We start from the raw sequence: 23,674 nt of genomic DNA, 5'->3' as shown, positions 1-23,674 counted from the left end.
TATTAGTTAAAACTTCTAGGGCCTAAAAAATTAACTGTTGTCGTTTCAATTAATTTGTCGTTACTATAAACCTCGATCATTAGTTTGTTTTTATCGCCTTTTAAGTCTTTTTTATCAATTTCTATAAATAGAGTGCCTTCAGCCATACCTTGTTGAGGTACTATAATATTTTCTTTGCTCGATACAAGTTTAATTTCTCCTTTATACTTGCGAAGCTTAAAGTTGATGTGCTCAATATTATTAGATGTTTTATTAATTAATTTATAAGTAAAAACATTACTGATAATATCACCTTGTTTGTGTTCGTATAATTGCCCAGGAAGTCTTAAAACTCGAGCTTCTACATCATTTCTTAAAAAGAGCATACCAGTTAAAATGCCAATTAGGATGAAAAGAACAGCAATATATCCTTTCATTCTGGCTGTGAGTTTGAACTTTTCTTTTTTTGCTATTTCATCTTCACTTGCATATCGAATGAGCCCTTTTGGCAAGTTGATGCTTTCCATAATATGGTCACATTCATCAATACAAGCTGTACAGTTAACACATTCTAGTTGTGTTCCGTTTCTAATGTCTATGCCTGTTGGACAAACATTTACACATTGAAAACAATCTATACAATCGCCATGGCCAAGGCTTTCTCTATCTTCATTTTTTCTAAATTTTTTTCGCCCATTTTCTGCTTCACCTCGTTTGTGGTCGTAAGCAACCACAATCGATTTGGTGTCTAATAACACACCTTGTAACCTTCCGTATGGACAAGCAATAATGCAAACTTGTTCTCTAAACCAAGCAAAAACGAAATAGAAAACAGCAGTAAATATTAATAATGAAATTAGTGTATTTATATGCTGAAAAGGGCCATCGGTTATATATTGAATTACCTTATCACTACCTATTAAATAAGCTAAAAAAACATTTGCTATCACGAATGAAATTATCAGAAAAATGAACCATTTTAGACTACGCTTTCTTATCTTTTCACTATTCCATGCTTGTTTATCTAATCGCATTTGTGCACCTCTGTCACCATCAATCCAGTACTCTATACGTCTAAAAACCATTTCCATAAAAATGGTTTGAGGACAAATCCATCCGCAAAAAATACGTCCAAAAGCTACTGTAAATAAGGTAATAGCTATAACACCAATAATCATTGATATAACAAACAAATGAAAATCTTGTGGCCAGAATGGAAAACCGAAAATGTTAAAACGTCTTTCTAATATATTAAACATTAGAAACTGATTGCCATTAATTTTTATAAAGGGTGAAGCAATAAAAAAAACTAATAGAAAATAGCTTACTACTTTACGATACTCATATAGTTTACCACTAGGTTTTTTTGGAAATACCCAGGCACGATTTCCTTCTTTGGTTACGGTACCAATAGAATCTCTGAATGTTTCGTTTTCTGGTGTTTCCATTTTATTATATTGAAACTAAAAAATCAATTTTTTAGTTTTATCTAATTATTATCAGATGTAACGTTTTCGTCAACCCAAACGTCTCCTTCGGCTTCTTTTGGTTCTGCTGGTGTTATATCTTGTAAGGTTAGTACATAACTTGCCACTTGAGCTATTTCTGAAGGTTTTAATCCGTTTTTAGACCAAGCTACCATTCCTTTTCCATCTCGGCCTCCATCGTTAATAGTTTTAAATACATTTTTTATGCCTCCACCAAGAATCCAATGGTTGTCAGTAAGGTTGGGTCCAATTCCTCCACCACCATCAGATTTGTGGCATGCAACACAGTTTTCTTCATATATAGTTTTTCCTTTGGCTAAATCTGCTGCATCAGATAAAAAAGTAACGGTGTTAAAATCGACTAAATCTTTAGCAGTTTTTTTGTACTCTTCAAGTTCAATTTTTGCTTGTGCATATTCGCTTTCTAATTCATCGTATTGAGTATCACCATCAAAAACATGATACTTAACTAAATAGATAGCTCCAAAAATAATTGATGCATAAAAACCATATAACCACCAAGGCGGAAGATCGTTATCTAATTCCTTGATACCATCATAATTATGATCTAATATCAATTCTTGTTCTTTTTCCATTGGTTTTGTACCTACTAATTTTTTATAGGCATTATTTAACCAAGTGAATTTTAAAGGTCTGTTTTTTGCAGCGATATAGCGTTCTTTTGCAGCTTCATCAAGGCTTTGATACATAACATTTTCTAATGCACTAACAATTGCTTCAATAGCAATAATGATTAAAAACACTAATGCTAAAAACAACATAATTATTGGATATTTTAAAAACGCAGGTTCATTACCTGAGTCAATAAAAAACTCTATAATTCCGAAAATTGTAAAAAATACTAACGGAACTCTTACGTATGATGGAAATAATTGTCTCATAATATAGTGTCGTTTTGTTGGTTATCTAAAGGGATGTTACTTACTTTATTGATATACTCTTTTTTGGCTGTGAAAACCCACCAAAATAGTACTACAAAAAAAGTAAAGAATATGAGTAGGGAGATTATTGGATATATTTCAATTCCAGTAATACTCTCCATATGGTTTTTTACGAATTTTAACATAATGGTTTAATTTTGAGTTGTTTGATCTTCTAAATCTTTAACTTTTATATCTGTTCCTAGACGTTGTAAATAAGCAATAAGTGCTACAATTTCTCTGTTTTTCATTTCTACAAAATCTTCACCTGAGTTCTTCTTATCGTTTTCATAAGCAGTAACAAAATCTGGATCACTATAAAGGTTTTGTTCTATTTTGGTACCTTGTTCTAGCATTTGCTTTTGAGCATTTGCAATATCTTCATCTGTATATGGTACACCTAATTTTACCATTACTTTCATTTTAGATTCAGTTTGTGATTTGTCTAACTCGCTTCTAATTAACCATTGATATGATGGCATTATAGAGCCTGAAGATGTACTTTGTGGGTCGTACATATGATTAAAGTGCCAGTTATCTGAATATTTACCACCAATTCTATGTAAGTCTGGTCCTGTACGTTTACTTCCCCATAAAAAAGGATGGTCATAAACATATTCACCAGCTTTTGAATATTCTCCATATCGAGCTACTTCACTACGAAATGGTCTTATCATTTGTGAATGACATCCAACGCAACCTTCACGAATATAAATATCTCTACCTTCTAACTCAAGTGGAGTATATGGTTGTACACTACTAATTGTTGGTATATTAGATTTTACCATTATAGTTGGTACAATTTGTATTATACCACCAATTAATATTGCTATAGTAGCTAAAATTGTAAGCTGGATTGGTTTACGCTCTAGCCAAGTGTGCCACCCTTCACCAGCAACACGTTTTTTAGAAACACGTTCTAATGCAGGAGCTTCTGCTAGTTCATCTTCAACTTTACTTGCATTTTTTACAGTTACAAATATGTTATAAACTAAAATTAGCATACCAATAATAAATAGTGTTCCTCCAATGGCACGCATCCAGTACATTGGCATAATTTCAGTTACAGTTTCTAAAAAGTTACCATAAACCAAATTGCCGTCAGGTCTAAATTGTTTCCACATACTTGCTTGTGTAAATCCAGCAACATACATTGGTAATGCATATAATATGATACCTAAAGTGCCTATCCAGAAATGTAAGTTGGCAAGTTTTACAGAGTGTAATTTAGTTTTGAACAATCTAGGCACTAACCAGTAAATCATACCAAAAGTTAAAAACCCGTTCCAAGCTAATGCTCCAACATGAACGTGAGCAATAATCCAATCGGTAAAGTGTGCAATAGCGTTTACGTTTTTAAGTGATAGCATTGGACCTTCAAAAGTTGCCATACCATAACCAGTAATTGCCACTACCATGAATTTGAGAACAGGATCAACACGTACTTTATCCCAAGCTCCACGTAGAGTTAAGAGTCCGTTAATCATTCCTCCCCAAGAAGGCATTAATAACATAACAGAAAAGGCAACTCCTAAATTTTGAGCCCATTCTGGTAAAGCAGTATACAACAAGTGATGTGGTCCTGCCCAGATGTAAATAAATATTAAAGACCAAAAGTGAACTATAGAAAGCCTGTATGAATAAACAGGTCTGTTTGCAGCTTTAGGAACAAAATAATACATAAGACCCAAAAATGGTGTAGTTAAGAAAAATGCAACAGCATTATGGCCATACCACCATTGTACCAAAGCATCTTGTACACCAGCATAAACAGAATAGCTTTTTAAACCACTTACAGGTAGCTCTAAACTATTAAAAATATGAAGTACAGCAACAGTTACAAACGTTGCGATATAAAACCATATAGCTACATACAAGTGACGTTGACGTCGTTTTAAGATAGTACCTATAAGATTCCAACCAAAAACAACCCAAATTAATGCAATAGCAATATCAAAAGGCCATTCTAATTCTGCATACTCTTTAGATGTTGTATAACCTAATGGTAATGTTATGGCAGCTCCAACAATAATAAGTTGCCATCCCCAAAAGTTAATTTTACTTAATAAATCGCTAAACATTCTGGCTTTTAGCAAACGCTGTGTAGAATAATAAACACCTGCAAAAATGGCATTTCCAACAAAGGCGAAAATTACAGCATTGGTATGTAATGGTCTTAAACGACCAAAACTAAGCCATGAAATGCCTTCCATGTAGTTTGGAAAAATAAAAAGAAAAGCTAGCATTAAGCCTACAGTCATGCCTATAATTCCCCAAAAGATAGTGGCATAAATAAAATTTTTAACGATTTTATTATCGTAATAAAACTGTTGTACTTCCATAATGATTCTGATTAGTCTTTAGATTGTATTGGTTTTTTTGTTTTCTCTTTTACGAGTTCATCTTCAAAAAGCATTCTAACCGAAGGTGTATAGCTGTCATCATATTGACCATTCTTTACAGCAAAAATGAATGCTACAAAGAACACGATGGCTACTATAATACTGATTGTTAATAAAATATATATAACACTCATACCTTATTGAAGTTATGGCTCAAAATTACATTTGAACACTTTGTTAAAACATGACATTTATCATGTTTGGTTATTTTTATTCATTTTAATCTTCTGCCTATAAAATTTGTTGCGAATGTGGTAAATACAACCACGCTAATAGAACTCAAAGGCATTAAAATAGCTGCAATTACAGGTGCTAATTGTCCAGTTACAGCAAAATAAAGCCCAATAACATTATATATAAATGACAAAGCAAAACTCCATTTAACAATATTTATAGCTGATTTAGAAGCATTTATAAAACTGCTAAGTTTGTTGAATTGACTTGCGTCTAAAATAGCGTCACAAGCAGGAGAGAATACATTAACATTTTCTGATATGGCTATACCAACATTGCTTTGTGCTAATGCTCCAGCATCATTCAATCCGTCACCTATCATTAAAACTTTAGCACCTTCACTTTGGTGGTATTTAATATATTCTAGCTTGTCTTCAGGCTTTTGGTTGAATAACATTTTTGTTTTTGAAGGCAGCATTTTTTTCAAATTTTCTAATTCACCTTCATTATCTCCTGAAAGAATAACCAAGTCGAATTGCCTTTTTAGCTTATTAAATAATTTTGATAAACCTTTACGATAGCTATTATAAAATGTAAATTTTCCCTTGTAAGTATTATTAGAGCTAATATGAACAGTAGTATTTAAAACAGAAGTGTCTGATGAACCTACAAAACCAGCTGAACCAATTTTAATCTTATTTTCTTTATGAGTAGCTTCAATCCCTTTGCCTAGATGTTCTTCAAACTGATCTAGTGTAATTATATCATGCTCTTTTAAAAGCTCATAAAGTGTTCTACTTAATGGATGATTTGAGCCACGTAATGTATTTTTTAACAGTAACTCTTCATCTTTTGAAAGTGTTATACCATCATAAGTTGCAGTGCTTTTTTTGTTAGATGTTATAGTACCTGTTTTATCAAAAATAATAGTATTGATAGCTGCTAATTGTTCTATTACAATGGCATTTTTGAGGTAGAATTTTTGTTTCCCAAAAATGCGTAGTAAATTTCCTAATGTAAAAGGAGCTGCTAAAGCTATAGCGCAAGGACAAGCAATAATTAACACCGAAGTGAATACATTCATTGCAACAGATGCATCTGTAAATAACCAATAAGTAGTAGAAATAAAAGCAATGCTTAATACAGCTATTGTAAAACGCTTACTAATGGTGTTGGTGAGCGTTGTAAAGCCATCTTCTTTTGCTTTTGTAAAGACATCATTGCTCCATAATTGTGTAAGATAGCTTTGCTCAACGGTTTTTATGGCTTCCATTTCAATAACTCCAGAAGTCTGCTTTCCACCAGAAAATAACTTGTCTCCAGATTTTTTTGAAATAGTTTTAGACTCACCTGTTACAAAACTGTAATCAATTTTTGCATTGCCACTAATTAGTATTCCATCAACAGGAATCAATTCTTCATTTCTGATAAGAATTCGGTCACCTTTTACAATTTCATATACTTGAATGGGTACTTCGCCCTCTGACGTTATTTTGGTTACAGCAATTGGGAAATAGGACTTATAGTCGCGTTCAAAAGATAAAAAAGAATAGGTTTTTTGCTGAAAAAACTTTCCTAGTAGCAAAAAGAAAACTAATCCTGTTAAACTATCAAAAAAACCAGAGCCCAAATCGAATGCAATGTCTATGGTACTTCTTATGAATAAAACAACTATTCCTAAGGCAATAGGTACATCAATATTTAATATTCTAGCACGTAGCCCTTTGTATGCTGAAATAAAATAATCTTGAGATGCATAAAATACTACAGGTAATGAAAATGCAAACATTAACCATCTAAAGAGCGGTTTGTATTGTTCTAACCAAAATTCACCAACCTCAAAATACTCTGGAAATGATAAAAACATCACATTTCCGAAAGCAAATCCAGCTATTCCTAGTTTATAAATTAAAGTTCTACTAACCTGCTTTTTTCCAGCTGAAAAATCATCAAGACTTATATATGGCTCATAACCAATTGAGCTTAATAATACTACAGCCTCTTTTAGTGAATAGGCTTTAGAGTTGTAATGAATACGAACCGATTTTTTACCAAAATCAACTTGTGATAAAGAAATGTTTTTATTGAGTTTATTTAAATTTTCAAGTATCCATATACATGAACTACAATGAATATGAGGAATAAAAAGATTGATAATTTGCATATTACCATCATCAAACTCTACAAGCTTATCTATTATGTTTTGTTGAGTTAGGAAGTCGTATTTTCCTTCAATGTCTTTTGGAATTGCTCCAGGTGATGATTGTAAGTCGTAATAGCATGTTAAATCATTTTCAGAGAAAATTTCATAAACAGTTTTACAGCCATTACAGCAGAATGTTTTTTCTTGAAAATTAATTACATTTTTATCGCAGTTATCACCACAATGGAAACAAGAGAGTTGCTCCATAATTATTTGCTCATTTATACCTAATGCAAAGGTTAAAAATGAAATGAGCTTAAAATATGATTTATATCATACTTAAAATAAAAACATGATGAGTAAGATAAAAGCCCTAGAATTCTAGGGCTTTTTAGTTTTTGAATTAATTTAATTTAAAGGTTTTTGTTTCTTTAAATGGTGAAGCTTTAAGGCTTTCCATAGTGCTTTGGTAGGTTTTCCAATCGTTATTAAAAAAAGTATTGGTTTTATCTAATGCGCTATTTAACTCGTCTTTAGCATGTTTTATTAAAGTGTTTTCTGTAGTTGTCAATCCATTTTTTCTTGATTGAACATAACCATTAGCATTACCTAATCTTTCCATTACAGTAATTTCTGGGTTACGAGTAATACCTTGTCGTTTGTCTTCTTTACCAAGATAAATATCAATAATATCATCTATCTTTTTAATAATATCTTTTGATGCTTTTATTTGCTCTTTATAAGTGTCTTTATCTAATTTTTTTAAATCACTTTGGTAAGCGTCGGCAATTTTTTTACTTTCTACTAATTGTTTTACTGCATCTGCAGCAGTTTGTTGCATGTTTTCCAATTCTTTTGATGCAGCGTAAACTTCATTAATATTAGCTGAAGAAACATCTAATCTTGGATCGGTTTTTACAGTTATCATTTCTTCAGATTTTAGATCTCCAAAAGTTAAAACAGCTTTGTATTTACCAGGCTTTACAGATGCTCCTCCTGGTTCGTTATTTCTCTTTCTTGTAGATTTTGATGGTCTTTCTACACCAGCTTCATCCATGTACCATGTCCATTTATGTACTCCGCTTTTTTCTGGTGCTTTTTGCTTTAACGTTCTAATTAGTCGCTCTCCATCATAAATTTGCAATGATAAAGAATCCCATTTAATCACTGCTTTGTCTTCAGCTGCTGAATCATCTTTTTCATTATCTGAAGCTTCATCTTTTTTCTTTTTATCCTTGTTGCCTTTTGCATCTTCCTTTTTTTCATCAACCTTTAAGTAATATGAGAAAATGGCACCAAAACCTTTATTTTCGCCATTATACATTGCATCACCACCAAAACGGCTACCTGTTGGTTGTTGGTATGCAGCTTGATAAGCAATAGGAGGTTCAAAAAGTTCTATTTTTTGATATATAAGCTGTTTATTTTTAGCCATCTCACGTAATGGTCTTATATCGTCTAACACCCAAGCAGATCTTCCAAATGTTCCTATTACTAAGTCGTGCTCACGTGGATGTATAACTAAATCTTTAACTGAAACTGTAGGGAAGCCTTCTGTCCATTTTGTCCATTTTTCTCCTGCGTTAACAGAAATATACAATCCGTCATCTGTACCTAAAAACATTAAATTTGGTTCTTCAATATCCTCAACAATAGATAATGTATAGCTTTTTACATCATTTTCATCAACAATACGAGTCCATGTTTTTCCATAATCTTTGGTTCTGTAAGCATAAGGAGTATAGTTAAATCGTCTATAATCGTTAGCTATTAATAATGCTTCACCTTTGTTTTTGTTTGATGCTTTAATTTGCGGAATCCAGCTACCAGTTGGTAACCCTTTAATGTTTTTGGTTACTTCTGTCCAAGTTGTACCTCCATTTTGAGTAATATGTACGCGACCATCATCTGTACCAATCCATAGCATATCTTTCTCAATTGGTGATGGCTCTATTACTAAAATGGTGCAATGGTTTTCAGCTCCAGTAGCATCCATTGTTAAACCACCACTTTCAGCCTGTTTAAGTTTTTCAGGATCGTTGGTTGTTAAATCAGGGGAAATTATTGTCCAGGTTTCACCTTTATCTGTTGACTTATGTACAAATTGACTTCCGAAGTAAATAGTGCTATTGCTAAAAGGATCAATATTTATGGCTGAATTCCAATTAAAACGTAACTCAACATTTGGTTCTGGATGTGTTGGTCTAACAATATAATTATTACCAGTCTGCCAATCATAACGTTGTACATAACCTTGTTGGCTCATTGTCCAACCATAACGTGAATCGTCTTTATCTGGTACAACATCAAATCCGTCACCAAAACTTATTTCTTGCCAGTAGCTATTACGAATTCCTTGTGCTCTCCAAACATAAGCAGGACCTCTCCAAGAACCATTATCTTGCATTCCTCCATATACATTATAAGGGAACTCATTATCTACATTAATATGATAAAATTGTGCAACAGGAAGATTGCCAATAAAGCGCCATGATTTACCACCATCTTTAGTTATATTCATCCCACCATCATTCCCATCAATCATAAAATTTCCGTTTTTTGGATGAATCCACCATGCATGATGGTCTGGGTGCACACCATTATCTACACCATATGCAGGCATTAGCATATCAAAACTTTTACCACCATCTTCACTTACATTTACGTAAGTATAAATTGAGTAAACTCTATTTTCATTTTGAGGATCTACATAAATTTCAGAATAGTAAAAGGGTCTATTTCCAATATCATCTTTATCGTTTATCATTTTCCAATTAAAACCTCCATCAACACTTTTATAAAGTGCATTTTTTTCAGCTTCTACTAGCGCGTAAACTATATTTGGTTTGTTTGGAGCTATTGCAACACCAATACGACCAAGATTTCCTTTAGGTAATCCATCTTCATCAGTTAGTTTTTTCCATGTTTTTCCACCATCGTGTGTCATATGTAATCCTGAACCTTCACCACCAGAATTAAAAAACCATGGGTCACGTTTATGTTCCCACATAGCTGCAATAAGTTTATTTGGATTTGTTGGATCCATTACTAAATCCGCAGCACCTGTTTTATTATTAGCGAATAAAATTCTATTCCAAGTTAGACCACCATCTGTAGTTTTATAAATACCGCGTTCTGGATGCTCTCCCCAAGGTGATCCAATTGCAGCAGCATATACTGTATTTGGATTTGTTGGATCGATAATAATTCGGTGTATATGTCTGGTTTTTTCTAAGCCCATTAGTGACCAGTTTTTCCCACCATCTAGCGAACGATAAATACCATAACCACCATTTAAACTATTACGCGGATTTCCTTCACCTGTTCCTACCCAAATGACACTCGGATTTGATTGTTGAATTGCTACTGCACCAATTGAAGCTGTTACTTCTTTATCAAAAATTGGTTCCCATTTAATACCTCCCGAAGAAGATTTCCATAAACCACCAGAGGCAGTTCCAACAAACATAATATCTGGGTTGCTATGCACTGCATCTATTGCAGTAACACGACCAGACATACCTCCAGGACCAATGTTTCGAGGTTTCATGTTTTTAACTAAGTCCATTGAGAAATCTTGTGCTGCAAGAAGCGTAACGCATAGAAGCATTACAGAGGTTAGGAAATTTTTCATAATATATTTATTGAGTTGGTTTTTTAAACTTTTAAAATTAATTAAAACTTAACTTAGATATCTTAAAACTTTGTTAAGCTATTTTGTTTTTGAAATCAATACAGGAATATTAGCGCTACTGTTTTCATCTTTTGAATTACTTAATAACCATTCAGTTCCATAAACATCAGCATAAGTTATTTTGAAAGAAATATTTCTTTTATTAAGCTCTTTTTGAAACTTTAAGATATTATCGGCATCTTTCAATTCTATTATTTTAATATCATCATTGGCTGGTAATACAAAACCACTAATTAATGTACTCGTGGTATGAGGTATAGTGTCAAGTCCTTCTGCTGTTTTAAAAATTTCATTAAATAAATCATCAGTATTACTGAAGGTTTTAGTAGAATCTAAAACAATTTCTACTTTATTTATAAATGCAGGACCTACACCTTTATTTCCAATAATAAGTTTAAACTCTCCATTATAATTGCTTTGCCATTGGTTGAGGTAAGGTAAAACACTAGCACTTTGTTGTTTTTGAATGAGTTTGTTTTCTTCTCTTGCAAGAAAAGATTGATATAATAAAGCTATTAATGAAATTACACTTATGAATAGTGCTGAAGTACTCATTATTTTATCAGTGGTCCAGTTAATTTTCCACGTCTTTAATTTTCTTTTTTTCTTTTTTTTAGGTTTTATTTTCTCTTCAGCCATTAGAATAAATTTAATTAATACACTTACCAATCACCTTTACTTTTTATGTTATTGGTACACAATTTAATGATTTCAGTTATACGTTTTTGTCTAGTTTCCTCTCGTTTAGCTTGGTTGAGCCAATACAAATAACTTTTTCTGTATGATGGCGCAAAATTTTGATAGTTATTGTATGCATCAAGGTTTTTATCAAATTGAATTTGCAAGTCTTCTGGGATTATACCATTCTCAACATCATCTAATGCTGTCCAACTTCCATTTTGTTTGGCAATTTCTATTTTAGCTAAACCACTTTGATGCATTAAATCTTCTTTAATTAATTGCTTAATGTATTTTTTGTTTAAAGCACTCCAAACACTTTTTTCATTTCTTGGTGTGAAATACTGTCTGCGTTTTCCATTGCCTAAACTTTTAACTGTTGAGTCTATCCAACCATAACATAAGGCTACTTTTACTGCTTCTTCCCATCGCATTGAGTCATTCTCATGTTCAACCTTATAAAAGATAAGATAAATACCTTTACATGATGAATGATTATTGTGTAACCATTCTCTCCACTCTTCATCGGTTTTAAAATAATGCTCTTGTAATTCTGACATTTAATTTCTAAGAATTTGATTTGGAAATACGATTACACTTTCATGACCATTTTTGCCAACTGAGGCAACTCCAAAATAAAAATTATCAATAACAATACCTTCTAAAACAAACTCAGTTATATCTCCAACATATCTACTATTATCCCAAGTGGGAGATGTAGTATCTCTCCAATAAATTTTATAACCAGTTGCTCCTTCAACTTTATCCCATTTTAGTTTTGCAGATGGTTCTACAATACCACCAATAGCAACTGTTTTTGGTGCAGGAGGAGCAGAAGCCAAACTTGCTAAATTTATGGCGTTAACAGCAGTTAATTTTTTTGCATAAGGAAAATTTACGTGTTCAAAAGTATCTCCATAATTGATGCCATTTTCAGTTCGAATATCTTGATGCTGCTGTGTATAATTTTCATGAGCCTCCATAATTCTGATACCTGCAAAACCTAAATCGTTAAACGGACGATGATGACCACCACGACCAAAACGATCTAAACGATATACCATCATTGGATTCATTTCTGGCATATATGTTTTTACTGTTTTATACACGTAACGTGCTAATTGTCGTGAAATACCATCGACTTCACCACCATAAAAGCGACGCGCATTACGTTCTCGTTCGGTTTCAGTTGGAGGTACAGGCTCAGAGAAAATGCGAAATGTTCGATTGTCAATAACACCATCTACTCCTACAATATTACCAATCATATCGTTGTTGAGAATCCCAATAATATCCCAACCTTTTTCTTTTGCATAAGCAGCTAATCCTGCGCCACCAAATAGTCCTTGTTCTTCACCAGAAAGGCCAACATAAATAATACTGTTTTCAAATTTATATTTTGACAAAACTCGTGCAGCTTCAATAGTTCCTGCCATACCTGATGCATTATCATTTGCTCCAGGAGCATCAGTTGTAAAATCCATAGTATAACTAGCACGAGAGTCGATATCTCCACTCATTATAATGTAGCGATTAGGATATTTTGTCCCTTTTTGAATGGCAATAACATTAACAATCCAAGCATCATGAGGTACTCGACTGTTTCCTTCTTTAGTTACAAAATCTTTTTGATAAAACACATTTAGGCAGTTAGCACAATCTTTAGAAATAGCTTCAAATTCATTTTTTATCCAACGTCTCGCTGCGCCAATACCACGAGTGTTAGAAACTGTATCGCTAAACGTGTTTCGTGTTCCGAATTCGGTTAAAATTTTAACGTCTTTTTTAATTCTATCTTCTGAAACCGAATTAATAATATCATATATCTTTTGATCTGTTTGCGCTGAAGAAAAAAAGTTAAATAGTAGGAGAGAGGTAATAAAAATAGACTTCATAAATTATTTTTTGTAGTTAAATTTTACAGTTTCAATTGAGCCGTCTTTTTGATGAATATCAACATAAACATTCATTTCGTTATCATTAATTTTTTCAAAAGTCATACCTTCAAAAACCACCTTGTTGGCTGTGATTTCTTTTAATGGAAAGTCTACAGTTTCATCTTTTGTTTCCCAGCCTTTTAAGTCATTGTCAAAGTGTTTTAATTGTAAAATAAGTGAGTTTTCAACTTCACGAATAATTTCAATTTCATAAAATGCAACTTTATTATTATCAATTAGTTTAAATGTTGCCATCATTGAGCCACCAGAAGGCTCGCTCCAGTTTTCTTCTGTTTGCCCTCCAAACGCTTCACCTTTCCAATTGCCTGCAATCCATTTAATATTTTCTAGCTTTGGCTCAAGTTTAATATTAACCATTTCACCAACAACAGATATTTTTTTTCCATCTGGACTAACTGTTAAACGTGAAATGTTGTTTATTCCAAAATTTTTAAACAGAGCAACTTCTCTCCAGGTTGGGTCTTTTTTTGTTTGGTATCTATATAATATTCCATCTTTTGCCATTAATATACTTCCATCAGATAGCCAACACATATCTTCTGTAAGAGGTAGTGTTTTTGTTATTAATTTTGTTTCGAAAGTAATTGGGTTTAAAGATTTTATTACCCAAGTACTATCAATTTTTTTAGAAATATAACTGACTAACTCTGTATTTGGGATTTTGTGGAGAGAACGACCAATGTATTCATCTATTTTTTGATTTTTATGTGTATTTAAATTGCTTACATAAAGTGATAAATAATCATCCTCTAAAACTGAAGACACTAATATGTTTTCATTAAACCAAGTATGGTAGCCAATAACAATATCATCAATTAATTTTTCAGATTCACCATTTTTTAAATCGTATGTTCTTAAAACTTGAGTTCCATCCTTATCTAATCTAATTGCAGTAACTGCATTTTTCTTTGGGATTTTTAAGGGAGAATATTCGCTTCCTTCACTAAAATTTAGCCATGATTTTAGATTATATTTTAAATCATATTTTAAAATATCTGTCTGACCATTTCTTGTAGAAGCAAATAAAATGGTGTTATTGTCTAAAAATGATGGCTGATTGTCGTAGCCTTCGTTTTCTGAGATGTTTTTAAAATTAGAAAGTATAAATACTCCATCTTCAGTACTCAAGTCAAAAAGAAAAACTTCTGTATTTGACTGTGCTTTTACTTGAAAATTGAACAAAATGAGGATAACAATAATTAAAAGTCGCATAGATTCATTATTAAGAGGCTCTAATTTACTAAAAAGAATCATTAAAAATTATTTCAATTTAGCTGCGTTCATGGTTTTTATATTCAAAAGGCCTTGAAATTGAATAAGATGCACTGTGTTTTTGTTAAATATTATATGTAGTTAATCGATAAAAGAATGCATCATTCTGCTATTTAACGAAAATTATAACCGCTTAAAGAGTTTTATTATCAATGAGTTATATGGAAGTTATGTTTGTTCTACCCTCAAACCTAAAATACAAATTTAAAATGCCTACTTATGAGAAATTCTCTACACCTATTAGTCAAAAACATACTATGTTTTTGTTTTATAATTACTTCTTATAGTATTTCTGCACAAAACTCAGGATTATGGGTTGCATCAGGAAGCGGAGCATCAACTAAATGGAATACTACAGCAGGAGGAATAAATATTGAAGCAACTGCTACTAATTACGGTTCAGGGACTTCTTATATTTTAAATGATTTTCAAACAAATGATACTATGGGTTGTAATAATTCAGCTTATAGTGATGCTTCTATTGTTGGTAATCCATCGTTAAGTATTAGACATACATTTCCAAATTCAGCACAAATAACTTTTAATTTTAGTACAGCAGTAGAGAACCCTGTATTACATTTTGATAGACTTGGCGGAGGAGAAGTTAGTAGTTTAACATCTTCATCTTTAGTTACAATTTTAACACCTGGAATAACATTTACAAGATTATCTGGAAATGATTCGCATTTTGTTGCAACTTCTACAACTGTTGGTAGAGAAGCAGGTAAAACTTATAATAGTTTACCGTCTGAATGTGGACCACCTTTAGATGGTACTGCATCTGGAAGTGTAAGATTAAATGGCGTTTTTAGTACTGTTACTTTTCTAATTTCCATGGATGCAGTAGGAAGCACATCTACTGTTAATGATAGATGGGAAATAGCATTTAGTGATGTAAGAAACTTAACTTTAGATTTTGATGGTGTTGACGATTACATTAATAGGTCTGCATTTTTAGGAAATAAGCCTGAAGTTACTATGATGTCTTGGATTAAACTTGATAATGGTTTTGATGGTGGAGAGATAATGGGACAGCGTAATTTTAGAATTTTTCTAGATTCTAACCGAAGATTAAAAACATTTGTAAAAACAAATGGCATAACACTTAACTCAATAACTACCCCTAATTTTAACTCACCAGTTTTAAGTACTGAAATGTGGTATCATGTTGCCGCAATTTATGATGGAAACAAAGGAACTATTCAACTGTATTTAAATGGAGATATGGTTTGGGAATATACGCTACTTCTTGGTAATGTATTAGATAATCAAGCGAGTTGGAATTCTAGCCACGATTTTGAAATTGGTAGAAATACTGAAAATGATAATAACTACTTTGAAGGATCTATTTATGAAACAAGGGTTTATAAAAAAGCACTTACAACAGACCAATTACATAGACAGATTAATCAAGAAATTGAAAATAATGCAGGAAATGTAAGAGGAAAAGTTATTCCTAAAAATATTGATGGGTTATTATGGAGCGATTTAGAATTGTATTATAGCATGGACGTACTTAATACAGGGCAAACTCTTGATAAATCAATAAATGCTAGTAATGGGTATCTTCATAACATGAGAACATATCAAGACAAAACAGCTCCTCTACCTTACGTTACTAAAGCTGGCGGAAATGGGAATTGGTCAGATCCAAACAATTGGTTGTATGGAAGTGTTTGGGATATTTCAGGAGCACACCCAAATTGTGCAATTGTAAAAATATCTGATAATTTAACAACAAATGTTAATCATAATACCATTGGGTTAATAATCGATTCAGGAAAGAAGCTTACTGTAAATAATGATTCAGGAATTTTTAATAGCTGGTATCTTAATTTAAATGGTAATATTGATTTAGAGGGAGAATCTCAATTAATACAAACTCAAAATAGCGAACTTGCCGTAACATCTTCTGGAAAAATAGAAAGAGACCAACAAGGTACAGCAGATAAATTTACATATAACTATTGGTCATCTCCTGTTGGAGTTAGTAATACAACATCTAATAACAATGGCTATAATGTTAAAAACGTAATGAGAGATGGGACACAAAATATTAATTTCTTAACCTCTGGTTATAATGGAACTAATACATCTCCAATAGGAATCGCAGATTACTGGATTTGGAAATTTGCTAATCAACTAGATAATGATTATTCAGCTTGGCAACATATAAGAAGTAATGGAATTATTTATGCTGGTGAAGGTTATACTATGAAAGGACCAGGATCTGGTTCTATTGCTGACCAACAAAACTATGTGTTTACTGGAAAACCTAATAATGGAGATATAAACTTAACTATTAATGCTGGTAATGACTATTTAGTAGGCAACCCTTATCCATCAGCAATAGATGCGCATCAGTTTATACTAGATAATGCACCTATTATTGAAGGTAGTGGTGCTACAACTGGAACATTATATTTTTGGGAACATTGGGGAGGAGGTTCTCATGTGCTTTCAGAATACCAAGGTGGATACGCAACATATAATTTATCAGGTGGATTACCATCTGCATCTAAAGGCACAAACGATCCTGATGTAGCTACTGGAGGTACTCCAACTAAAATACCTGGAAGATATATTCCAGTTTCACAAGGCTTTTTTGTTGTAGGTGAAGCAACAGGAACTATTAAATTCAGAAACAGCCAAAGAGTATTTCAAAAAGAAAATGCTAGCTCAGTTTTTATGCGTTCAAATGAAGCAACAGCTTCAAATGACACAAATGATGGTGATACTAGAATGAAGTTAAGAATTGGGTTTAATTCTGTTAATCAAATTCATAGACAATTATTAGTAACAGTTGATTCTAACGCTACACAAGCTATTGACTTTGGCTATGATGGACATTTATATGATTCATTAATAGACGATATGTATTGGGTAATTGAAAATGAAAAATTTGTAATTCAAGGGACAAATGAAATTAATTCTCAAACTATATTACCACTTGAAATACGTACAGATATTACAGGAATAAATACTATCTCAATAGATAGATTAGAAAACGTACCTGCAGATGTAAATATTTATTTACATGATAAAGTATTAAATATCTATCATGATTTAAGATTAAGTAACTACAGTGTTAATTTAAATGGTGGAATGCATGTTGATAGATTTGAAATAACATTTAGCAATCAAGACACTTTAGGAATTAATGAAAATGAACTAGCTGGTTTTGATGCAAATTTTACAAACTCTATAGAGAGCATTGTTGTTATTAATTCTAATCAGCAAGATATTGAAAGCATAGAATTATACAATTTACTAGGGCAACCTGTTTATATAACAAATAATATTAAGCAAGATAATGTATCTGAGTATAAGGTTTCTGGATTGAGTTCAGGTACTTATATAATTAAGGTAAAAACATCTGAAAGATTATTAACTAAAAAGGTTCTAGTTAATTAAAATTCCTCTAACTTTTTCATATTTAAAAAGCCAATTCAATTAAATGAATTGGCTTTTTGTTTGCTACTAATTAACTATTTAATAAATAAAGGGAACTTTAAAAGCAGTATTTATTTTCTGCTTTAACTTTTTCAGCAATTGCTTTACGTAAATCTACGATATCTGGATAGTTTGTGTATTTAACAAAACGTTTTAATCCCATTAACATCATACGTTGTTCATCGCCTTCAGCAAATGAAATAATACTTTCTTTACCGTTTTTCTCAACTATAGATACTGCATTATATAAATATAATTTAGCCATAGCTATTTGTATTTCTTGCTCTTTTTCACCAAAACGCTTAGCGTTTTTCTCGGTTCTTAATATTGTAGATTCTGCCATATAGATTTCAATTAATATATCAGAAGCAGCAATAAGTAATTGTTGATGACCATCTAGTTCAGGACCAAATTTTTGCACAGCAGCACCAGCAACCATTAAGAATACTTTCTTAAGTTTTGCAATCATTTCTTTTTCTTCAGCAAATAATTCAGAATAATCTGGTGTGTCAAAAGAAGGAATTCCCATTAGTTCATTTTGTACTGCAGTTGCAGGACCTAATAAATCTACATGGCCTTTCATTGCTTTTTTAACTAACATTCCAACAGAAAGCATACGATTAATCTCGTTTGTACCTTCGTAAATACGTGCAATACGAGCATCTCTCCAAGCAGCTTCCATTGGTGTTTCTTCAGAAAAGCCCATTCCACCAAAAATCTGGATACCTTCATCTGCACAGTTTTGTACATCTTCTGATACAGCAACTTTTAAAATAGAACATTCTATCGCATATTCTTCAACACCTTTAAGTTCTGCTTCTTGGTGACTGTTTCCAGCAGCTTCACGCATAGCAATTCTATCTTCAATATTTTTAGCTGCTCTATATGATGCTGATTCACCTGCATAAGCATTAGTTGCCATTTCTGCTAACTTATATTTAATAGCTCCAAAATCTGAAATTGGTGTATTAAACTGTTTGCGTTCGTTTGCATATTGAACAGCAGATGTTGTGATTCGTCTTTGAGAATCTAAACATGCAGCAGCTAATTTAATACGTCCAACATTAAGAGCGTTCATAGCAATTTTAAAACCATTACCTCTTTCTGATAGCATATTTTCAACAGGAACCACTGTATCGTTAAAGAATACTTGACGTGTTGAAGATGCACGAATACCTAATTTGTGTTCTTCTTCTCCTAAAGTAATTCCATTAGAAGGGTCATTTTCAACGATGAAGCCTGTAATGTTTTTATCATTTTCAATACGAGCAAATACTATGAATAACTTGCAGAAACCTGCATTTGAAATCCACATTTTTTGACCATTAATTTTATATGATTTACCATCAGCAGAAAGCTCAGCAGTTGTCTTACCAGAATTTGCATCACTACCAGCTTCTGGTTCAGTTAAACAATATGCTCCAAACCATTCTCCTGTTGCTAATTTTGGTACATATTTTAATTTTTGCTCTTCTGTACCATATAATGTAATTGGCATTGTACCAATACCTGTATGAGCACCAAAAGCAGTGCTAAAAGAACCTGTTCCACTAGATATGTATTCGCATACAATCATTGTAGAAACAAATCCCATTCCTAATCCACCATAAGCTTCAGGAACAGCAACACCTAAAAAGCCCATTTCTCCAGCTTTACGCATTACTTCTTCAGTTAAAGCATAATCTTTTGCTTCAAAGCGTGGTTTATGAGGGATAATTTCACGATCATTAAACTCAATTACAGAGTCACGCATCATTTTTTGCTCCTCATTAAAATCTTCAGGAGTAAAAACGTCTTCACATTTTGTTTCTTTTACCAAGAACTGACCTCCACGTAAGATGTCTTTTTCTGTTGCTTCCATTTTTTTATTGTTGTATTAAGTTTTGTATTAGTTTAAAAATTCAAATATTCCACAAGCACCTTGACCTGTACCTACGCACATAGTTACAGCACCATATTTACCTTTCATATTACGCTGACGCATTTCATCAAACAGTTGTACAGAAAGTTTTGATCCAGTACAACCAAGTGGATGACCTAATGCAATGGCTCCACCATTAACATTGATGATATCTGGATTTAAATTCAGTTCACGTATTACAGCTAATGATTGCGATGCGAAAGCTTCATTTAACTCAATCAATTCTAAATCGGATTGCTTTAAACCTGCTTGTTGTAAAGCTTTAGGAATTGCTTTAACTGGTCCAATTCCCATAATACGAGGTTCAACTCCTGCAGCAGCGTAGTTGACTAATCGAGCAATTGGCTCAAGATTTAACTCTTTAACCATTGCTTCACTCATAATCATTACAAAAGCTGCTCCATCACTCATTTGTGATGAGTTACCTGCTGTTACACTTCCGTTAGCAGCAAATACTGGACGTAGTTTTGCAAGTGCTTCAAGATTTGTTCCTGCACGAGGACCTTCATCTTTAGTTACTGTGTATTTTTTTGTTGCTTTTTTACCATTTTCATCAAGGTAAGTTTGCTCTACTTCAATAGGAACGATTTGATTTTTGAATCTATCTTCAGCTTGAGCTCTTAAAGCTTTCATATGAGAGTTATATGCAAATTCATCTTGGTCTTCGCGAGATACTTTAAATTGGTTTGCAACCGCTTCAGCAGTGTTACCCATTCCCCAATAATAATCTTCATGACCAGCTTTAACTGTGTCGTAATTTAACTCTGGTTTAAATCCTGTCATTGGCACAGAGCTCATGCTTTCTGCTCCACCAGCTATAATGCAATCTGCCATTCCAGCTTGAATTTTTGCTGTTGCTATACCAATTGTTTCAATACCAGAAGCACAAAAACGATTTACTGTAACACCAGGAACATCTACACTATTTAAACCAATTAGTGAAATAAATCGAGCCATATTCAATCCTTGTGAGCCTTCAGGCATAGCATTACCAACTATAACATCATCAATACGCTTCTTATCTAAATTAGGAAGCTCTTTCATCATATACTGGATGGTTTCAGCAGCTAGCTCGTCAGTTCTTTTAAAACGGAACACGCCTTTTGGTGCTTTGCCAACTGCGGTTCTGTATGCTTTTACTATATATGCTTGTTTCATTTTTTTAATTTCTTAACGGTTTTCCGGTTTTTAACATGTGTTGAATACGCTCTAAAGTCTTTCTTTCTGTACAAAGCGATAAGAAAGCTTCACGTTCTAAATCCAATAAATACTGTTCGTTAACAAGTGTCGGCTCTGATAAATCACCTCCAGCCATCACGTAAGCTAACTTATTCGCAATTTTCATATCATGTTCTGATATGTATTTACTGTCTTTCATTGAGTCAGTACCTACTAAAAACATTCCTAATGCTTGTTTACCAAGTACTTTTATATCATTTCGTTTAACAGGTTGCGTATAACCAGCATCTGCCATTAATTTTGCATGTGCTTTGGCTACTGCAATTTGTCTGTCTTTATTAACAACAACGACATCTTTTCCTTTTTGAAGAACACCTAAATCAAATGCTTCATAAGCAGAAGTTGATACTTTTGCCATACCTATAGTTAAGAAATACTCTTGAAGTGTATTTAACTCTACATCACCTTTTCTGAAAGTATCTTGAGCTCTTAAAGCCATTTCTTTAGAACCTCCACCACCTGGAATAACACCTACACCAAACTCTACAAGTCCCATATAAGTTTCTGCAGCTGCTACAACTTTATCAGCGTGTAATGATAACTCACAACCACCACCTAGAGCCATTCCGTGAGGAGCAGAAATTGTTGGGATTGATGAATAACGCATACGCATCATTGTATCTTGGAAATATTTGATTGCCATATTAAGCTCGTCATATTCTTGCTCTGCAGCCATCATAAAAATCATCCCAATATTAGCACCAACAGAAAAGTTTGCTGCTTGATTACCTACAACTAATCCCGCGAAATCTTTTTCGGCTAAATCAACGGCCTTATTTAATCCAGCTAAAACATCTCCTCCAATAGTATTCATTTTAGATTGGAATTCTACATTAAGAATACCATCACCTAAATCTTCAACTACTACACCAGAGTTTTTCCAAACTTCGTTTGATTTTCTAATATTATCTAGTATGATAAATGAATCTTGACCAGGAATTTTTTCTTGTGCCTTTTTAGGAATATCATAAAAGTAAGTTGCTCCATCTTTTATAGAATAGAAAGATTTGTTTCCTGATGCTAGCATATCGTTAACCCAAGCTGCTGGTTCTAAACCTTCAGCTTTCATTATTTCTATACCTTTTTCTACACCAATAGCATCCCAAATTTGAAAAGGACCATGCTCCCAACCAAATCCTGCTTTCATGGCATCATCTATTTTGTATAATTCATCAGTAATTTCTGGAATACGATTTGAAACATAAGCAAATAATGCTGCAAAACTCTTGCGGTAAAATTCACCAGCTTTATCCTTACCAGAAACCAATACTTTAAAACGATCTACTACTTTATCAATCGTTTTAGTTAGTTCTAAAGTTGCAAAGCTTGCTCTTTTATTAGCTCTGTATTCTAAAGTATTCAAGTCTAAAGATAAAATGTCTTTAGATCCATCTGCATTTCTAACTAATTTATAAAAACCTTGTCCTGTTTTGCTTCCTAACCATTTGTTTTCCATCATTTTATTAATAAAATCTGGTAAAACAAATAACTCTTTACGTTCGTCATTTGGACAGTTTTCTCTAATTCCGTTTGCTACATGAACTAAAGTGTCTAATCCAACAACATCAACAGTACGGAATGTTGCAGATTTTGGACGACCAATAACTGGTCCAGATAGTTTATCAACTTCTTCTATAGTTAAGTCTAAATCTTTAACTGCATGAAATAAACTTTGGATACTGAATATTCCAATACGATTACCTATAAATGCTGGTGTATCTTTAGCAACAACAGATGTTTTACCTAGAAATTGTTCGCCATAACCATTTAAAAACTCTAATACAGAAGCATCAGTTTTTGGTCCTGGTATGATTTCGAATAATTTTAAGTAACGTGCTGGGTTAAAAAAGTGTGTTCCACAAAAATGTTTTTGGAAATCTTCACTACGACCTTCGCTCATAAAATGAATAGGAATTCCAGATGTGTTAGATGTGATTAATGTACCTGGAGTTCTGTGTTTTTCAAGTTTTTCAAACACTTGTTGTTTAATGTCAAGTCGCTCAACAACAACTTCCATAATCCAATCGACATCTTTTACTTTTGCAATATCATCTTCAAGATTACCTGTAGTAATTCTACTTGCAAAAGATTGATGATAAATTGGTGAAGGTTTAGATTTTAATGAAGCAGTAAGTGAATCGTTCACAATACGATTTCTTACCGATTTATGTTCTAAAGTTAACCCTTTAGCTTTTTCAGCATCATTAAGGTCTCTAGGTACGATGTCTAGTAATAGCACGTCAACACCAATATTAGCGAAATGACATGCAATACCACTTCCCATAATTCCGGAACCAATAATTGCTATTTTTTTAATTCTGCGTGTGCTCATA

General features: G+C 32.7%; 15 protein-coding genes. 1 reads left to right on the top strand and 14 read right to left on the bottom strand.

What is annotated here, in order from left to right; genetic code table 11:
• Positions 1-2: 2 nt before the first annotated feature.
• The 11 genes from ccoG to IEW41_RS01805 all read right to left on the bottom strand — a co-directional run bounded on the left by ccoG (position 3) and on the right by IEW41_RS01805 (position 14,710).
• Entirely contained in the window at positions 3-1,427 is a 1,425-nt protein-coding gene (gene ccoG / locus IEW41_RS01855) for a cytochrome c oxidase accessory protein CcoG (protein WP_188604638.1), read from the bottom strand.
• Positions 1,428-1,468: 41 nt separating this feature from the next.
• The gene (locus IEW41_RS01850) at positions 1,469-2,368 is read right to left on the bottom strand and encodes a cbb3-type cytochrome c oxidase N-terminal domain-containing protein (RefSeq protein ID WP_188604637.1); all 900 of its coding nucleotides are present in this window, start codon (positions 2,366-2,368) and stop codon (positions 1,469-1,471) included.
• Positions 2,365-2,553: a CcoQ/FixQ family Cbb3-type cytochrome c oxidase assembly chaperone gene (locus tag IEW41_RS01845; protein WP_188604636.1), complete on the bottom strand. Its 189-nt coding sequence runs from the start codon at positions 2,551-2,553 to the stop codon at positions 2,365-2,367. Before IEW41_RS01845 ends, IEW41_RS01850 begins: the two co-directional genes overlap by 4 nt.
• 6 nt (positions 2,554-2,559) lie before the next feature.
• Positions 2,560-4,749 carry a cytochrome-c oxidase, cbb3-type subunit I gene (ccoN, locus tag IEW41_RS01840; protein ID WP_188604635.1) on the bottom strand — a complete coding sequence of 730 codons (2,190 nt, stop codon included), beginning with the start codon at positions 4,747-4,749 and terminating at the stop codon, positions 2,560-2,562.
• A gap of 11 nt (positions 4,750-4,760) precedes the next feature.
• Positions 4,761-4,943, bottom strand: a complete 183-nt coding sequence (gene ccoS, locus IEW41_RS01835) for a cbb3-type cytochrome oxidase assembly protein CcoS (RefSeq protein WP_188604634.1) — start codon at positions 4,941-4,943, stop codon at positions 4,761-4,763.
• A gap of 80 nt (positions 4,944-5,023) precedes the next feature.
• On the bottom strand, positions 5,024-7,393 hold the full coding sequence (locus IEW41_RS01830) for a heavy metal translocating P-type ATPase (RefSeq protein ID WP_188604633.1): 2,370 nt from the start codon (positions 7,391-7,393) through the stop codon (positions 5,024-5,026).
• Positions 7,394-7,529: 136 nt separating this feature from the next.
• Positions 7,530-10,760 carry a WD40/YVTN/BNR-like repeat-containing protein gene (locus IEW41_RS01825; protein ID WP_188604632.1) on the bottom strand — a complete coding sequence of 1,077 codons (3,231 nt, stop codon included), beginning with the start codon at positions 10,758-10,760 and terminating at the stop codon, positions 7,530-7,532.
• 78 nt (positions 10,761-10,838) lie between these two features.
• Complete coding sequence (locus IEW41_RS01820) at positions 10,839-11,459, bottom strand: DUF8453 domain-containing protein (protein ID WP_188604631.1); 621 nt, start codon at positions 11,457-11,459, stop codon at positions 10,839-10,841.
• Positions 11,460-11,482: 23 nt separating this feature from the next.
• Entirely contained in the window at positions 11,483-12,058 is a 576-nt protein-coding gene (locus IEW41_RS01815; RefSeq protein ID WP_188604630.1) for a YdeI/OmpD-associated family protein, read from the bottom strand.
• Positions 12,059-13,393 carry a M28 family metallopeptidase gene (locus IEW41_RS01810; protein WP_188604629.1) on the bottom strand — a complete coding sequence of 445 codons (1,335 nt, stop codon included), beginning with the start codon at positions 13,391-13,393 and terminating at the stop codon, positions 12,059-12,061. It lies immediately after the preceding gene.
• 3 nt (positions 13,394-13,396) lie between these two features.
• Positions 13,397-14,710, bottom strand: a complete 1,314-nt coding sequence (locus tag IEW41_RS01805; RefSeq protein ID WP_188604628.1) for a DUF6265 family protein — start codon at positions 14,708-14,710, stop codon at positions 13,397-13,399.
• 237 nt (positions 14,711-14,947) lie between these two features.
• Between IEW41_RS01805 and IEW41_RS01800 the strand changes: the two genes are divergently transcribed.
• Entirely contained in the window at positions 14,948-18,142 is a 3,195-nt protein-coding gene (locus IEW41_RS01800) for a RemA C-terminal-like gliding motility protein (RefSeq protein WP_188604627.1), read from the top strand.
• A 97-nt stretch (positions 18,143-18,239) separates the two neighbouring features.
• Here the strand turns inward: IEW41_RS01800 and IEW41_RS01795 are convergent, their stop codons facing one another.
• The 3 genes from IEW41_RS01795 to IEW41_RS01785 are packed head-to-tail and all read right to left on the bottom strand — an operon-like array spanning position 18,240 to position 23,673.
• Complete coding sequence (locus IEW41_RS01795; protein WP_188604626.1) at positions 18,240-20,042, bottom strand: acyl-CoA dehydrogenase FadE; 1,803 nt, start codon at positions 20,040-20,042, stop codon at positions 18,240-18,242.
• Positions 20,043-20,069: 27 nt separating this feature from the next.
• A complete protein-coding gene (locus IEW41_RS01790; protein ID WP_188604625.1) occupies positions 20,070-21,260 on the bottom strand; it encodes an acetyl-CoA C-acyltransferase in 1,191 nt (396 codons plus the stop codon).
• 4 nt (positions 21,261-21,264) lie between these two features.
• Positions 21,265-23,673: a 3-hydroxyacyl-CoA dehydrogenase/enoyl-CoA hydratase family protein gene (locus tag IEW41_RS01785; protein WP_188604624.1), complete on the bottom strand. Its 2,409-nt coding sequence runs from the start codon at positions 23,671-23,673 to the stop codon at positions 21,265-21,267.
• Position 23,674 lies beyond the last annotated feature (1 nt).

The sequence above is a fragment of the Aquaticitalea lipolytica genome (genome assembly GCF_014641635.1).
In the GTDB taxonomy this organism is placed as follows: Bacteria; Bacteroidota; Bacteroidia; order Flavobacteriales; family Flavobacteriaceae; genus Aquaticitalea; species Aquaticitalea lipolytica.
The sequence above is the reverse complement of the archived record's forward strand: the minus strand, read 5'-3'. Positions and strand labels throughout refer to the sequence as shown.

Excerpts from the sequence above, each read along its gene's own strand:
- IEW41_RS01845 (WP_188604636.1), bottom strand. The coding sequence starts at position 2,553 with ATGTTAAAATTCGTAAAAAACCATATGGAGAGTATTACTGGAATTGAA.
- IEW41_RS01785 (WP_188604624.1), bottom strand. The coding sequence starts at position 23,673 with ATGAGCACACGCAGAATTAAAAAAATAGCAATTATTGGTTCCGGAATT.
- IEW41_RS01805 (WP_188604628.1), bottom strand. The coding sequence starts at position 14,710 with ATGATTCTTTTTAGTAAATTAGAGCCTCTTAATAATGAATCTATGCGA.
- IEW41_RS01850 (WP_188604637.1), bottom strand. The coding sequence starts at position 2,368 with ATGAGACAATTATTTCCATCATACGTAAGAGTTCCGTTAGTATTTTTT.
- IEW41_RS01800 (WP_188604627.1), top strand. The coding sequence starts at position 14,948 with ATGAGAAATTCTCTACACCTATTAGTCAAAAACATACTATGTTTTTGT.
- IEW41_RS01795 (WP_188604626.1), bottom strand. The coding sequence starts at position 20,042 with ATGGAAGCAACAGAAAAAGACATCTTACGTGGAGGTCAGTTCTTGGTA.
- IEW41_RS01825 (WP_188604632.1), bottom strand. The coding sequence starts at position 10,760 with ATGAAAAATTTCCTAACCTCTGTAATGCTTCTATGCGTTACGCTTCTT.
- ccoG (WP_188604638.1), bottom strand. The coding sequence starts at position 1,427 with ATGGAAACACCAGAAAACGAAACATTCAGAGATTCTATTGGTACCGTA.
- ccoS (WP_188604634.1), bottom strand. The coding sequence starts at position 4,943 with ATGAGTGTTATATATATTTTATTAACAATCAGTATTATAGTAGCCATC.
- IEW41_RS01815 (WP_188604630.1), bottom strand. The coding sequence starts at position 12,058 with ATGTCAGAATTACAAGAGCATTATTTTAAAACCGATGAAGAGTGGAGA.
- IEW41_RS01830 (WP_188604633.1), bottom strand. The coding sequence starts at position 7,393 with ATGGAGCAACTCTCTTGTTTCCATTGTGGTGATAACTGCGATAAAAAT.
- IEW41_RS01810 (WP_188604629.1), bottom strand. The coding sequence starts at position 13,393 with ATGAAGTCTATTTTTATTACCTCTCTCCTACTATTTAACTTTTTTTCT.
- ccoN (WP_188604635.1), bottom strand. The coding sequence starts at position 4,749 with ATGGAAGTACAACAGTTTTATTACGATAATAAAATCGTTAAAAATTTT.
- IEW41_RS01820 (WP_188604631.1), bottom strand. The coding sequence starts at position 11,459 with ATGGCTGAAGAGAAAATAAAACCTAAAAAAAAGAAAAAAAGAAAATTA.
- IEW41_RS01790 (WP_188604625.1), bottom strand. The coding sequence starts at position 21,260 with ATGAAACAAGCATATATAGTAAAAGCATACAGAACCGCAGTTGGCAAA.